Consider the following 13903-nt stretch of genomic DNA (forward strand, 5'->3'; position numbering starts at 1 on the left):
TTGGCTTAGAGTTTTTCATATCCATGAAACTGTCAAGCGGAATCCCAAACGGAAACCCATTGACAGGAATTGCTTTGGTCAGCGCTCCAACGCATCGAGCAGCCGGTACCAGGCGATGGTCGCGGCGACGCCGACTTGGCGGAAGGCGTGAAACGGGATCGGTCGGATCGGCGAGACCGGGAAGGGCAAATGCCTGGCGTCGCCACTTTGGAGATAGCCGGCGATGCGCTCGCCAAGAGCGGTCATCAGGCCGACACCACGACCCTGGCAGCCGACCACGGCGAGCAGGCCCTGCTCCGGCTCGTGGATGTGCGGCAGATGGTCCGGCGTCATCGCCACGCGGCCGAACCAGCGCTTCTCGATGGCGATGCCGGACAGCATGGGATAGAGCCGCCGCAGCGCCCGCTCGAGATGCGCCCAGTCGCTGGCGCTCGTCGGCAGCGCCATGCGACCCCGCCCGCCAAGCACCAGCCGGCCGTCGGCGCTCTTGCGGTAGTAGACGAGGATGCGCCTGGAGTCCGACACCGCCTGCCCTTCCGGCAGGATCGGGGCCGCCTGACCGGACGACAGCGGTGCTGTGGCGATCTGAAAAGAATGCAGCGGCACGATCGTCTGCGCAAGGCCGGGGATCAGACCGTCCGTATGGGCGTTGGTCGCCAGAACGACCGCCTTTGCCTGCAATTCCAGGCCATTTTCGGTCGAAATACGCCAAACGCCGGCGGTCTTGGTGAGCCGCACGACCTTTTCGCGCTCGGCTACCCTCACGCCAGCCGCGGTCGCGACACGGGCGAGTTCAGATGTGTAAGCGAGCGGATCGATAACACCGGCGCGGCGATCGAGCCAGCCGCCGAGATAGCCCTGCGCACCGGTCTTGGCCGCGATCTCCGCTGCGTTCAGCAACTGGACATCCGCGCCCCGTGCGCGCCATTGCCGGTCACGGTTTCCCGCCGCCTTCAGCGCGGCCTCGGTGTGCGCCGCCTGGATCCAGCCATTGCGAACGAACGGCACCGCCAGCTTCTCGTCGCGGATCAGCTCGAACACCGCATCGGCGGTCGACGCCGCAAAATTGACAAGCGCCTCGCCGCGCTCAAGGCCAAAATGCTCCAGCAGCCATTCCGGATCGTATTTCAGGCCGGGAATGACCTGACCGCCATTCAAGCCTGATGCGCCCTGGCCGATCTCGCCGGCGTCCAGCACCTGCACCGACAGGCCAAGCCGGGCGGCATGCAAGGCGGTCGATAAGCCCATGATGCCACCGCCAACAATGGCGAGATCGACACGTTCGCCATTGGGAAGCGATTGAAACGTGGAAGCTGCCTGTGGCTTGAGCCAGATCGGATCGGAGAATGCTGTCGCCAAGGGTCACCTGAATGCGCTGCGATTGGTGAAAATCCTAGTCAGAATTTCACATTTTTGAAAGAGCACTCCGGCTTTCGTCTGTGGACTGCCGCCGAGGCGATCGGAGACCCAGAGTTCCGATCGCCTGCGACGGGATAGACCTTTGACGGGAATCCGGTGAAAGTGCCGCGCCGATCCGGCCGCCCACATTGACGATCACTTCGCCACATTGTCGATCACTCAGAGGACAGAGCGCTATGACGAACCCGACCCACCTGCCCACCGAGGGCCTTTTTGTCGGACGCGCCAGAGGTAGCGATGCCGCATACCCGCTGGTCGTCACGGTGCGCGATGGCACGGTCTTCGACATCACCTCGCGTGCGGCACCAACCATGCGAGACCTTTGCGAGATGGCTGACCCCGCTGGGCATGTCCGCTCGGCCGAGGGCAGACCGATCGGATCGCTCGATGACATCGCCGCCAACAGTTTTGAGACCGGGCGCGATCCAGCAAAACCCTACCTGCTCTCCCCGGTCGACCTGCAGGCGGTCAAGGCATCGGGCGTCACCTTCGTCGTCAGCCTGCTGGAACGGGTGATCGAGGAACAGGCGCGCGGTTCGGCTGAAAAAGCCGACGCCATCCGCGCCGACATCGCAGGACTGATCGGCCACGATCTGTCGAAGCTGAAACCCGGTTCGCCCGAAGCGATGGAGATCAAGGCCAAGCTGATTTCGCGCGGCGCCTGGTCGCAATATCTGGAAGTGGGCATCGGCCCCGACGCCGAGATCTTCACCAAGTGCCAGCCGATGGCCTCGGTGGGCTTCGGCGCCGATGTCGGGCTGCACCCGGTGTCGACCTGGAACAATCCGGAACCCGAGATCGCCATGATCGCCGCCTCCAGCGGTAGGATCGTCGGCGCCACCATCGGCAACGACGTCAATCTGCGCGACGTCGAAGGGCGTTCGGCGCTGCTGCTCGGCAAGGCCAAGGACAACAATGCCTCGGCCTCGCTCGGTCCCTTCATCCGCCTGTTCGACGACAAATTCTCCATCGATGACGTCAAGCGCGCCGTCGTGCGCCTGAAAGTCGAGGGCGAGGACGGGTTCTCGTTGGAGGGCGCAAGCTCGATGGCCGAGATCAGCCGCTCGCCGGAGGAACTGGTCGCCGCGGCCATGGGGCCGCACCACCAGTATCCGGACGGGCTGGCGCTTTATCTCGGCACCATGTTCGTTCCGTCCAAGGATCGAGGCGAGAAGGGCAAGGGGTTTACTCACAAGGTCGGCGACATCGTCACCATCTCGTCGGAGAAATTCGGTGCGCTGGTCAACCGGGTGCGGCTCTCGCCCGACTGCCCGCACTGGACCTATGGCGCCAGCCATCTGATGCGGGAGCTAGCCAGAGCCGATCTGATCTAGCAACTGGTATCGTCGACGCCCTGCCAGGGCGCTACGGACCTGGTCCCGTGGGCGTAGGATGATCGCCGGCGTGACCCTTGTCGACGCAGGCCGCGTTCGCGCGACCCGAAACAATCCCACCAATTATCCGACAGTCGGAAAATCACCTCAACTGATGCAATCTGATGGGGCAGCTGATGACGACCCGTCAGGCGCCCACTACACCTGCAAATGGAGGCTTGCCATCCGTCGAAAAAGGGGATGCTCTGACGCATTCAACCGGCGCTGGCAAAAGATGCTGAACAAGGGACGGATTTTGAACTGACCATCTACAACGGGAGGAAATCAAATGCTGACACGGCTAAGACTTGTTCTATACGGCCTGTTGGTGGCGCTGATGGTGATACCAGCAGCGGCACAGGCCAAGACGTTCTACTGGATTTCGCATGGCGGCCCGGCCGATCCGGTCTGGACCTACTTCCTGGCCGGCGCCAAGCAATGGGCCAAGGATACCGGCAACACGGTCAACACCTCGTTCCACAATGGCGACGTCGCCTCACAGCAAGAAGCGGTTCGCGCCGCCCTCTCCGCCAAGGCCGATGGTATCGTCACCACGAGCCCTGATCCGGGCAGCCTGATCGAGATCGTCAAGGAAGCGCGGGCGGCGAAAGTGCCGATCATCAATTTCAACACGCCCGACCCGAAAGCCGACTTCAACGCCTATGTCGGCGGCGACAATGTCACCTTCGGCAAACACTGGGCGCAGTATCTGGTCGACAAAGGCCTGGTGAAGAAGGGCGACTTCGTCTGGATGCCGGTCGAGATCCCCGGCGCCACCTATGGCGTGCAGGAAGAGGAAGGCATCAAGAGCGTCTTCGAGCCGCTCGGCATCACCTATGAAATCACCGAAGCGACGCTCGACCAGGCTGAAGTGATCAACCGCATGGTCGACTACCTCACTGCCAACAAAGCCAAGGTCAAGGCGATCATCGGCCTGGGCGATCTCGTCACCGGCTCGATCAAGCGGGTGTTCGACCAGGTCGGCATCAAGCCGGGCGAAATCCCGGTTGTCGGCTGGGGCAACTCGCTCGACACCACCCAGGAAGTGCTGAACGGCTATGTCAATGCCGGCCAGTGGCAGGACCCGCAGGCGACCAGCTATGTCGCGCTTTCGCTGGCCAATATGGCCGCCGGCGGCATTCCTCCGGGCTTCAACGTCATCACCGGCGCGCTCTACGAAAAAGACACCGCGCAGATCTACGACGACATCCTGTCCGGCAAGTAACATCCAATCTCAACAGTCGCGGCCGCCCAACGGTCGCGACTGGCTCTCCATTTCGCCGAGCCCTTCGCACGCGATGTGCAACGCTCAGCCTTCCACTCATGTCGCGGATTGCCTGTGGAAAATCATTCGCTCGTCCAACGCCTGATCGCACGGCCGGAATTCGGCCCTTTCGTGCTGCTCGTCGTCGAGATCGCCGTTTTCTGGAGTTTCAACCACGACTTCCTGTCGCCGCAGAATATCTCCAATACGCTGGCCTTCACGGTCGAGCTCGGCCTGATCGCGCTGGCGATGACGCTGTTGATGACGTCGGGCGAGTTCGACCTCTCGGTCGGTTCCCTGTTCGGCTTCTCGCCGGTCTTGATGTGGACCCTGTTCAACAGCGGGCTGACCTCCCTTGAGGTCGGCTTTGTCGCCGCGCTGCTGGTCGCCGCCATCATCGGGCTGGTCAATGGCTGGTTCGTGACGCAGCTCAAGATCCCATCCTTCCTGGTGACGCTCGGCATGCTGCTTGTGGTGCGCGGCACCGCCCTTTTCGTCACCGACGGTTTTCCGCAGCGCACCTGGAGTGCGGAGGGCAGCTGGCTGGCCGAAGCGCTGGTCGGCGATTTCTTCATCGGACCGTTCCGCATCTACATGTCGCTGTTCTGGTTCATCGCCGCGGCGATCGCGCTCGGCTATGTGCTGACGCAAAGCCGCACCGGCAACTGGATCCAGGCGGCCGGCGGCAACCCGAGTGCTGCAAGGGCGCGCGGCGTCAATGTCAGCGGCGTCAAGATCGGCCTGTTCGTGCTGTCGTCGGTCATGGCTTCGCTTGCCGGCGTCATCTCGTCGCTGCGCACCTCGGCGGCCAACCCCAACAGCGGCACCGGCTATGAACTGGAAGTCATCGCCATGGTGGTGATCGGCGGTACCGCGCTAACCGGCGGGCGCGGCACGATCATCGGCACCGTGCTCGGCATCCTGATCCTGCGCGTGATGCGCAACGGCATCGTGCTGATCGGCGTGCCCGGTCTTGCCTACAACATCTTCATCGGCGCCATCATCCTTGGCATGATGGCGCTGCATTCATGGCTGGAACGCCGGCATCAGGCAGGGACTTGAACCATGGCCGAGCCACTGATCCGCATGACGAACATCCGCAAGTCCTACGGCCGCGTGCAGGCGCTGGAGGATGCCAATTTCCACGTCAATGAACGGGAGATCGTCGGCTTGCTCGGCGACAATGGCGCCGGCAAGTCGACGCTGATCAAGGTGCTCTCGGGTGCCGTTCCGCTGACCAGCGGCGACATCTTCATCCGCGGCAACAAGGTGAGCCTGCGCAGCACCAGCGACGCCATCGCCCACGGCATCGAGACCATCTACCAGGACTCGGCGCTGGTCACGCAACTGTCGATCGCCCGCAATCTGTTCCTCGGACGCGAGCCGATCAAGTCGCCGCGCTTTCTCAACCGGATGGACCAGGACGCGATGAACACGGTTGCCCGCGACTTGCTCAAGCAGGTCGGCATCTCGAAGAACATCCCGCCGACGACGCCGATCGGCTCGCTCTCCGGCGGCGAGCGCCAGGCGGTGGCGATCGCGCGCGCCATGCATTTCGACAGCGACCTGATCATTCTCGACGAGCCGACCAACAATCTCGGCGTCGCCGAAACACAGGGTGTGCTGAGCTTCGTGCGCAGCGCCCGCGATTCCGGCCATTCCTGCATTTTCATCGCCCACAACATCCACCATGTCTTCCAGGTGGTCGACCGCATCGTCGTCATGCGCCGGGGCAAGGTGGTTGCTGACGACATAGACCCCAAGAAGACCAGCGTGGCGGAGGTCGAACGGATCATTACCGGCATGTCGGACAAGGAGATCCGCGATGCCATCGCCGATGGCAAGCCATCGCACTGAGAATGGTGATGGGCGGCAATCACCCGTCACCTCAGATCGCATCGCTTGTCTGACGCGCCATCGCATGGCGAACAGGATTGCAGCATGAAAGCCACAGTCTCGGATACCGCACGCAACTGCGGGCTGTGGGTTACGGCATGAAAGCCACTGTCTCCGATATCGCTCGTAGCTGCGGGCTGTGGGTTACGGCATGAAAGCCACTGTCTCCGATATCGCTCGTAGCTGCGGGCTATCGACCGCAACGGTCGACCGGGTGCTCAACAACCGGCCGGGTGCGAGTGCGGCCAACCGCCAGCGCGTCATGGAGGCGGCCAAGCAAGTCGGCTATCTGCCGGTCGCCGATCAGGTGACGCTACCCTCGCGGCCCGCCCACCTTGAATTCCTGCTGCCGATCGGCAGCAATGCCTTCATGCGCGATCTCGCCGGGCACATCGAGGACTACGCCGCGCGCCTGCCGCTTGTTGCCTCGTGCCGGATCCATAACCTCGCCGGTATCTCGCCGAACGCGCTGCAGAGCGCTGTCGAAAACCTTTCGCTCAGGGCCAATGGCGTCGGTGTCATCGCCGTCGATCATCCGCGTACGCGCAACATCCTGCACGACATCGTCGATGCCGGCATGCGCCTGGTGACGCTGGTGTCCGATGTTCCGGCGGCACCGCGCGCGGCCTATGTCGGCATCGACAACCGGGTGGCGGGACGAACGGCGGCGCTGCTGATGGGACGCTTCCTTGGCGGCCGAATCGGTCATCTGGCGATGGTCGTCGGCTCACGTTCCTATCGCGGCCACGAGGAACGCGAAATGGGTTTCCGCTCGGTGCTCAGTGAGGAGTTTCCCAATCTGACCGTCAGCAGCGCCGTCGAGGTCAACGACGAGCCCGATGCCAGCTACACCGAGACCATGAAGGCGCTGCACGACGAGCCGGAGCTGCTCGGCATCTATTGCGTCGGAGCTGGGCATTCGGGCGTTGCAAAGGCGATCCGCGAGGCCAGGCCGAACCGCAAGCCGGTGTTCATCTGCCACGACTTGACCAAGGACACGCGTGGTCATCTCGTCGACGACCTGCTCGATGTCGTCATCGACCAGAATGCCAGGCTGATCGCGGAACAGTCGGTCATTCGCCTGCTCGGCTCGATTGCCTCCTCGGCACCCTATCTGACGCGCAAGTTCATCGAACCGCGCTTGATCTTCAGGGAAAACGTCCCCGTGCAGTAATGCGAAATGGCTTGGCTAAACCGGGTTTCCGGATTTGTACGATAATTGGCACGGCAAATCTGCACAGCAGCTATGCAAGTTTCTTTGTTGCCGAATCGTTGGGCAACTCGTAGGTTCTGGTTGTCGGCCATCTACTCCTCCCAGATGCGATGCCGACGCTGAATGGGGTGCACCTCCTCCCGCGCCACATTCGAAAATCGAGCCCGCTGCCACCTCCTCCCGGCAGCGGGCTTTTTTCGTTTGGCCGGCAGGAATGGCGGTACGCGACACCAAAGCACGCCCAGTCATCGCAGATGGAATGACGCACGTTGACAGGCCACGGGTCCCGTCAACCGGCGGCGGCGCCCCGGAAAGAAGCGATCAATCCTTCAGCCATGCGCACGAACTGCGTGCTCGGACCTTCCGAACCCACGGTCTGTACACTAACCCGCGCACCCTCGAGCAGAAGCGACAGCGTATCGGCGAGCAGTTCAGCCTGGCCGATGCCCGCGTCCCGACATAGCGTCACAAGGCGCTCGCGCTGGGCTTCTTTGAGTTCCTTGATCACCAGCCTGGCCGGATGGTCCGGCTCGGTCAGTTCAGCGGCGGCGTTGGCCATGTCGCAGCCGCGCCCGTCCGCATTGAGCATGGCAGCCGCCTTGCGAACCCAGGCATGCAGCTGGGCAAGCTTGTCACCAGGAAATTCGGCATCGAACGCATCCCACATAGCGCCGGCCTTGGCCGCATTGGCGCGCAGGCATTCGACGATCAGTTCGTCCTTGGATTCGAAGTGACGATAGAGCGTCATCTTGTTCGTGCCGGCAGCTTCGGTGATGGCGTCGACGCCGACGCCCTTGATGCCATGCTTGTGGAACATGTCGCGTGCCGTCTCCAGGATCCGATCCCGGGGACGAGAGCGCTCCACGATGCCGTCTGTCATCATGATCTCCTTTCGTTTCCAAAAAACCCTCGGCCACCTCTTGACTAGGGTGTTACCGGTCTGTAACTTCCAGAATGTTACTTACTGGTAACACCTATATCGTCCACCGTCAATAACAAGGCCGTGAACGGCCCTGCCAGACGAGAGGGGCGAGAAACTGCCAATCATGCGGCCTCGGCCGGTGAAGAGATTAAAAACGGTTCGCGAGCATGGGCTGCGAATCGACAGACAAGGAGCCGGCCAATGCCACAGCGCCGCGATCTTACCATAGATGAGGCCGTCCGGGATCCGATGATCCGGCTGGTCATGAAAGCCGATGGCGTCGACCCGCGCGCCTTCGAGACGATGCTGCGCTCGCTTGCCGATGCGCAGCGCAACGAGGTGCCGTTGCTGCATTCGCGGGACGACCTCGGTGACAAGCGCGGTCAAAGACTGTCCAGCGTCGCCAGCGCCTTCGGGCGGGCAAGAGCAGCCGGGGAGGCTTGCGTCTCGTGGTAAACTTTTTCATCCACCGTCCGATCTTCGCCTCGGCGATCGCCATCATCATGGTGCTCGCCGGGTCGATTTGTTATTTCCTGCTGCCCGTCTCGCAGTTTCCCGACATCACGCCACCGCAGGTCGTGGTCAGCGCCCACTATCCAGGCGCCAGCGCACAAGTGGTGGCCGATACGGTGACGACGCCGCTGGAGCAGCAGATCAACGGCGTGCAGGGCATGACCTACATGTCGTCGACGAGCTCCAATGACGGCTCCTCGACCATCACCATCACCTTCGATGTCGGCTATTCGCTGAGCACCGCCGCCGTCGACGTGCAGAACCGCGTCTCGCAGGCGGCTTCGTCGCTGCCGGCGATCGTCAACCAGGGCGGCGTGACGATCAAGAAGCAGAATCCGAACTTCGTCCTCATCGTCAACCTGACCTCGCCCGACAGTTCGGTCGATCCGGTGGCACTGAGCAACCTTGCCTATCTGCAGGTGGTCGATCCGCTGAAGCGGCTGCCCGGCGTCGGCGATGTGCAGATCTTCGGCGAGCGGCGCTATTCGATGCGCGTCTGGCTCGATCCCGACAAGCTCGCCAATCTCGGCATCACCGCCGTCGATGTGCAGAACGCCATCGCCGAGCAGAATGTCCAGGTGGCGGCCGGCAAGATTGGCCAATCGCCGGCCCCGGCCGGCACCGCCTTCGAGATGCAGGTCAACGCCGTCGGCCGGTTGAGCGATCCAAAGGAATTCGGCGACATCGTCGTGCGCGCCAATACCGACACCGGCTCGCTGGTCAGGCTGCGCGACGTCGCCCGCATCGAGCTCGGCGCGCTGCAATATTCGTCGTCGGCCTTCTTCGGCAAGGACCCGACCGTGGTGCTTGCCGTCTACCAGATGCCCGGCTCCAACGCGCTCGATCTGCAGCAGCGCGTCAAGGACAAGATGCAGGAGCTGTCGGGCCGCTTCCCGAAGGGCGTGTCCTATGCGATGCACTACGACACGACGCGCTTCGTCTCGGCATCGATGCATGACGTGCTGATCACGCTCGGCGAAGCGCTGGTGCTGGTCGTCGCCGTGGTGTTCCTCTTCCTGCAAAGCTGGCGCACGACGATCATCCCGACCATCGCCATTCCGGTGTCGCTGGTGGCGACGCTGGTCGTCATGGAGATGCTCGGCTTCTCGCTCAACATGCTCTCCCTGCTCGGCATGGTGCTGGCGATCGGCCTCGTCGTCGACGACGCCATCGTCGTGGTTGAGAATGTCGAACGACAGCTGGAGGCCGGGCTCAAGCCGCTTGCGGCGACCAAGGCCGCAATGCGCGAGGTCACCGGACCGATCATCGCCACCACCGCGGTGCTAATGGCGGTGTTCGTGCCGGTCGCCTTCATTCCCGGCGTCTCCGGCAAGCTCTACAACCAGTTCGCGCTGACCGTGGCGATCTCCGTCGGCATCTCCGCCTTCAACTCATTGACGCTCAGTCCCGCGCTCAGTGCGGCCTTCCTGCGCCATCGCGGCGAGACGCAGTTCGCCCCGTTCCGCTGGTTCAATGCCGGCTTCGACAGGCTATCGCACGCCTACGCCAATGGCGTACGCATTCTCATCCGCTTGCGCTGGATCATGCTCGGCCTGTTCGCGGCCGGCCTGGTCGCCACCTACTTCGTCTGGCAGCGGCTGCCCTCGACCTTCCTTCCGGTCGAGGACCAGGGCTATTTCTTCGTCGTCATCCAGTTGCCCGACGGCGCGTCGCTGGAACGCACCGACGCGGTGGCGCAGAAGGCGCGCGACATCCTGCAGGCGACGCCCGGCGTCGAGATTGTCGGCTCGATCAGCGGCCTGAATTTCCTGACCAGTGCGGCGCAGTCGAATTCGGCGGTCGAATTCGCCATCCTGAAGCCCTGGGAGGAGCGCGGCCCCGACCAGAGCGCGTCGAAGCTCGTCGCCGATGTGCGCGGCAAGCTGATGCAGATCCCGGAAGCTTTCGCGCTGAGCTTCGATCCGCCGTCTATCCCGGGTATCGGCACCACAGGCGGCTTCGAATTCGTCGTCGAGGATCTGACCGGCCGCGGCAGTTCAGCCCTCAACGATGCGACGCAAGCCGTGATCGCCGAGGCGCGCAAGCAGCCGGAAATCAACCCGCAGCAGCTGTTCTCGCCGTTCTCGACCTCGACGCCGCAGTTCAACTACGACCTCGACCGCAGCAAGGCCAAACTGCTCGGCCTCAACCTGCCCGATGTCTTCAACACGCTGCAGATCTATCTCGGCTCGCTCTACGTCAACGACTTCAACCTGTTCGGCCGCACCTTCCGGGTGACCATCCAGGCCGACAAGGATGCACGTGCGGGTGCCGCCGACATTTCGCGGCTCTATGTACGCAATGCCTCCGGCGGCATGGTGCCGCTCTCGACGCTGGGCAAACTCGTGCCCTTCGTCGGCCCGGAGACCGTGCCGCATTACAACAACAATGCCTCGGCCTCGATCAATGGCGGTGCCGCACCCGGCTTTTCCTCAGGCCAGGCGGTTGCCGCGATGGAACGGGCCGCCGCCATTGCGCTGCCAAGGGATTTCGGTTTCGAATGGACCGGCATCACCTTCCAGGAGCTCAAGGCAGGATCGATCGCGTCCGTCGTCTTCGGCCTCGCCATCGTCTTCGTCTTCCTGATCCTGGCGATGCAGTATGAGAGCTGGGCGATGCCGTTCATGGTGCTGTTGGCGGTGCCACTGGCCCTGTTCGGCGCCTTCGTGGCCTTGTTGCTGCGTGGCATGCAGATTGACGTCTACTCGCAGATCGGCTTCGTCATGCTGATCGGCCTGGCGGCCAAGAACGCGATCCTGATCGTCGAGTTCGCAAGGCGACGGCGCGAAGAAGGCCTCAGCATCGTCGACGCGGCGATGGAGGCGGCACGGCTCAGGCTGCGGCCGATCCTGATGACGGCCTTCGCCTTCATCCTCGGCGTGCTGCCGCTGATGTTTGCGACCGGCGCCGGTGCGGCAAGCCGGCAGTCGATCGGCACCACCGTGTTCGGCGGCATGGTCGCGGCGACCATCCTGTCGCTGGTGTTCGTGCCGGTGTTCTACGCGGTCATCGAGCAGCTGCGCGAACGCCGCGGCAGTGACGAGCCCGCCTCTCAAGACAATGAACCAACGACTGAGCACGCTATCCCGCCCCTGGCGGAAGCGGCCGAATAAGATTGGAGACTGATCATGCGTAAATGGAAAATCGCGTTGGGAACGGCCGTCGCACTGGGAGCGATCTCGGTGGCCAGCGTCCACCTGCTCGACATGGGCAATCTCAGCCTCAATGCCGGCACGGCCGCAGCGACGCCTGCTCCGGCGGCATTCGTCATGCCGGTGCCGGTGGTCAGCGTCGTCAAGAAGACGATCCCGATCTACCTGGACTACGCCGCGCGGACGGAACCGATCCGCAGCATCACCTTGCAGGCCAGGATTCCAGGCTATCTGCAGGAGCAGGCCGCCGACGACGGTGTCGATGTCCGGCAAGGCGACCTTCTCTACAAGATCTCGCCTGACGACTTCCAGGCGGCTCTCGACCAGGCCAAGGCGCAAGTGCAGCGCGACACGGCGACGCTCGACTATGCCCGGTCCAATCTCGGTCGCGGCACCGAGCTCGCCAAGAGCGGCTACCTCGCCAAGGACGGGTTCGACCAGCGCACCAGCACCTTGCGCGAAGCGCAGGCGTCGCTGGCGGTCAACCAGGCGGCGGTCCGCACGGCAGAGCTCAATCTGGGCTATGCCGAAATCCGCGCGCCGTTTGGCGGGCGCCTGGGCCGCAACCAGGCCTCGGTCGGAACGCTGGTCAGCGTTGCCGGTACCGTGCTCAACACGCTGGTGCAGCTCGACCCGATCTACGTCACCTTCAACCCGAGCGAGACGGATCTGGCCGAGATCGAGCAAGCCCGTGCCAACGGCCCGATCGAAGTGGAGGTCCTGCTCCCCGGCCAGACCGAGGCCAGCCAAAAGGGTGAGCTTACCTTCATCGACAATTCGATCGACCGCTCGACCGGCACCATCACCGCGCGCGCGACGATCGGCAATGGCAAGTTCACGCTGCTGCCGGGCCAATATGTTCGTGTCCGGCTGCATGTGAGAGAGCAGGCCGACGCGCTGATGGTGCCGCAGACGGCGCTGGGCTCGAGCCAGCTCGGCAAATATCTCTATGTCGTCGGCAAGGGCAACACCGTCGACCAGCGGCTGGTTTCGCTAGGACCGACGAGCGGCGATCAGGTCGCCATCCTCAGCGGCGTCGCCGAGGGCGACCAGGTGATCACGGGCAATCTGCAGAAGATCGGACCCGGAGCGCCTGTATCGCCGATACCGGAAAAGCCGGCCACCTGAACACCCCCGTCAGGACCCGGCTTCAGCGCGGCGCCCCGACCTTCCCACAGGTCGCGGGCGCCGCTCGACTGAGCAGTTCCACCAGACCGGCAACATCGGCGCGGTCGGCCTTGGCCGGCGGCATAAACGCACAGTAGGGATGCCCGAGGCGCACCGAGACGGAGGAGAGCGCAATCAGCCGACCGGCCTCCAGATCGGCGCGCGCCATGACCCGCTGGCCAAGGGCGATGCCCAGACCCAGTCTTGCCGAGGCGATCGCCAGGCTGGACAGGCCGACGCGCCGCCCGTGCGACGGGTCGGGCGAGCGACTGCCGCCGGATGCCGCGAACCAGTCCGCCCAGGTCGGGTGCGAGGCATAGTTCGGCCCCCAATTGGTGTGGATGAACTGGCTCTCGTGCAAATCCGCCAGACTGGGATCGCCATTGCCGTGCCGGTGCCAGAATTCCGGTGCACAGACCGGCAGGACATCGTCATGGACGAGACGAACAAGTTTCAGCCCGGGATAGTGATAGTCGCCATAGCTGATGCGCAGATCGATGTTCTGGCGCATCAGGTCGACCGGATCGTCCTCGACCCGAACGTCGATCGCCATCTGCGGAAAGGCATCGAGAAGTACCGCCAGCCTCGGCGCCAGCCACAGTTCGGCCAACGAGAATGGCACACTGACGACCAGACGCGTCCGCACCCCGCCCTCCAGCATGCGCTGGCCTATGGTGGCGATGTCTCCCAAAGCTTTCGCTGTCTGCGGATAGATGGCGTGGCCGGCGTCGGTGAGCGCGATGCGATTGCCGCTACGCACAAACAGCTGCTTGCCGAACCAGCTCTCGAGGTTGCGGATCTGCTGGCTGACCGCCGCCGACGATACGCCGAGTTCAGAGGCGGCCAAAGTGAAGCTGCCGGCACGCGCCGCAACCTCGAAAGCCTTGATCGCATTCAGCGGCGGCAACCGTTCCACATCGAGTCCGTAAGTTTTTCTTGGCCAATCCTAACTATTTTCGACGTTGAGAGAAAGATTTTTTTGCC

At 63.3% G+C, this 13903-nt stretch carries 11 protein-coding genes; 8 read left to right on the forward strand and 3 right to left on the reverse strand.

All coding sequences use genetic code 11. The features are described 5' to 3' along the window. Positions 1 to 78: 78 nt before the first annotated feature. On the reverse strand, positions 79 to 1359 hold the full coding sequence (locus tag NKJ11_RS02845) for an NAD(P)/FAD-dependent oxidoreductase (RefSeq protein WP_023808701.1): 1281 nt from the start codon (positions 1357 to 1359) through the stop codon (positions 79 to 81). 236 nt (positions 1360 to 1595) lie between these two features. Here NKJ11_RS02845 and NKJ11_RS02850 point away from each other — a divergent pair, with 236 nt between their 5' ends. The 5 genes from NKJ11_RS02850 (at position 1596) to NKJ11_RS02870 (ending at position 7126) form a co-directional block, all read left to right on the forward strand. After that, entirely contained in the window at positions 1596 to 2753 is a 1158-nt protein-coding gene (locus NKJ11_RS02850) for a fumarylacetoacetate hydrolase family protein (RefSeq protein ID WP_023808702.1), read from the forward strand. Between the two features lie 328 nt (positions 2754 to 3081). Continuing rightward, positions 3082 to 4017, forward strand: a complete 936-nt coding sequence (locus NKJ11_RS02855; protein ID WP_023808703.1) for a substrate-binding domain-containing protein — start codon at positions 3082 to 3084, stop codon at positions 4015 to 4017. Positions 4018 to 4131: 114 nt separating this feature from the next. After that, the gene (locus NKJ11_RS02860; protein ID WP_128302453.1) at positions 4132 to 5118 is read left to right on the forward strand and encodes an ABC transporter permease; all 987 of its coding nucleotides are present in this window, start codon (positions 4132 to 4134) and stop codon (positions 5116 to 5118) included. Positions 5119 to 5121: 3 nt separating this feature from the next. Further along, complete coding sequence (locus NKJ11_RS02865; protein WP_023808705.1) at positions 5122 to 5913, forward strand: ATP-binding cassette domain-containing protein; 792 nt, start codon at positions 5122 to 5124, stop codon at positions 5911 to 5913. A 190-nt stretch (positions 5914 to 6103) separates the two neighbouring features. Then, positions 6104 to 7126: a LacI family DNA-binding transcriptional regulator gene (locus tag NKJ11_RS02870; protein WP_128302452.1), complete on the forward strand. Its 1023-nt coding sequence runs from the start codon at positions 6104 to 6106 to the stop codon at positions 7124 to 7126. A gap of 328 nt (positions 7127 to 7454) precedes the next feature. On the opposite strand, the gene NKJ11_RS02875 is transcribed toward NKJ11_RS02870, so the two are convergent. Next, entirely contained in the window at positions 7455 to 8045 is a 591-nt protein-coding gene (locus NKJ11_RS02875; RefSeq protein ID WP_023808707.1) for a TetR/AcrR family transcriptional regulator, read from the reverse strand. Between the two features lie 243 nt (positions 8046 to 8288). Here NKJ11_RS02875 and NKJ11_RS02880 point away from each other — a divergent pair, with 243 nt between their 5' ends. The 3 genes from NKJ11_RS02880 to NKJ11_RS02890 are packed head-to-tail and all read left to right on the forward strand — an operon-like array spanning position 8289 to position 12880. Beyond that, positions 8289 to 8543, forward strand: coding sequence for a hypothetical protein (locus tag NKJ11_RS02880; protein ID WP_023808708.1), 255 nt, complete (start codon positions 8289 to 8291; stop codon positions 8541 to 8543). Further along, positions 8537 to 11713, forward strand: coding sequence for an efflux RND transporter permease subunit (locus tag NKJ11_RS02885; protein WP_352440017.1), 3177 nt, complete (start codon positions 8537 to 8539; stop codon positions 11711 to 11713). The genes NKJ11_RS02880 and NKJ11_RS02885 overlap by 7 nt, the downstream gene beginning before the upstream one ends. 15 nt (positions 11714 to 11728) lie before the next feature. Next, positions 11729 to 12880, forward strand: coding sequence for an efflux RND transporter periplasmic adaptor subunit (locus NKJ11_RS02890; protein WP_352440018.1), 1152 nt, complete (start codon positions 11729 to 11731; stop codon positions 12878 to 12880). Positions 12881 to 12902: 22 nt separating this feature from the next. Here NKJ11_RS02890 and NKJ11_RS02895 read toward each other — a convergent pair whose 3' ends face one another. Continuing rightward, positions 12903 to 13835, reverse strand: coding sequence for a LysR substrate-binding domain-containing protein (locus NKJ11_RS02895; RefSeq protein WP_352628589.1), 933 nt, complete (start codon positions 13833 to 13835; stop codon positions 12903 to 12905). Positions 13836 to 13903: the final 68 nt, after the last annotated feature.

The sequence above is a fragment of the Mesorhizobium sp. M0243 genome (assembly GCF_040321775.1).
In the GTDB taxonomy this organism is placed as follows: domain Bacteria; phylum Pseudomonadota; class Alphaproteobacteria; order Rhizobiales; family Rhizobiaceae; genus Mesorhizobium.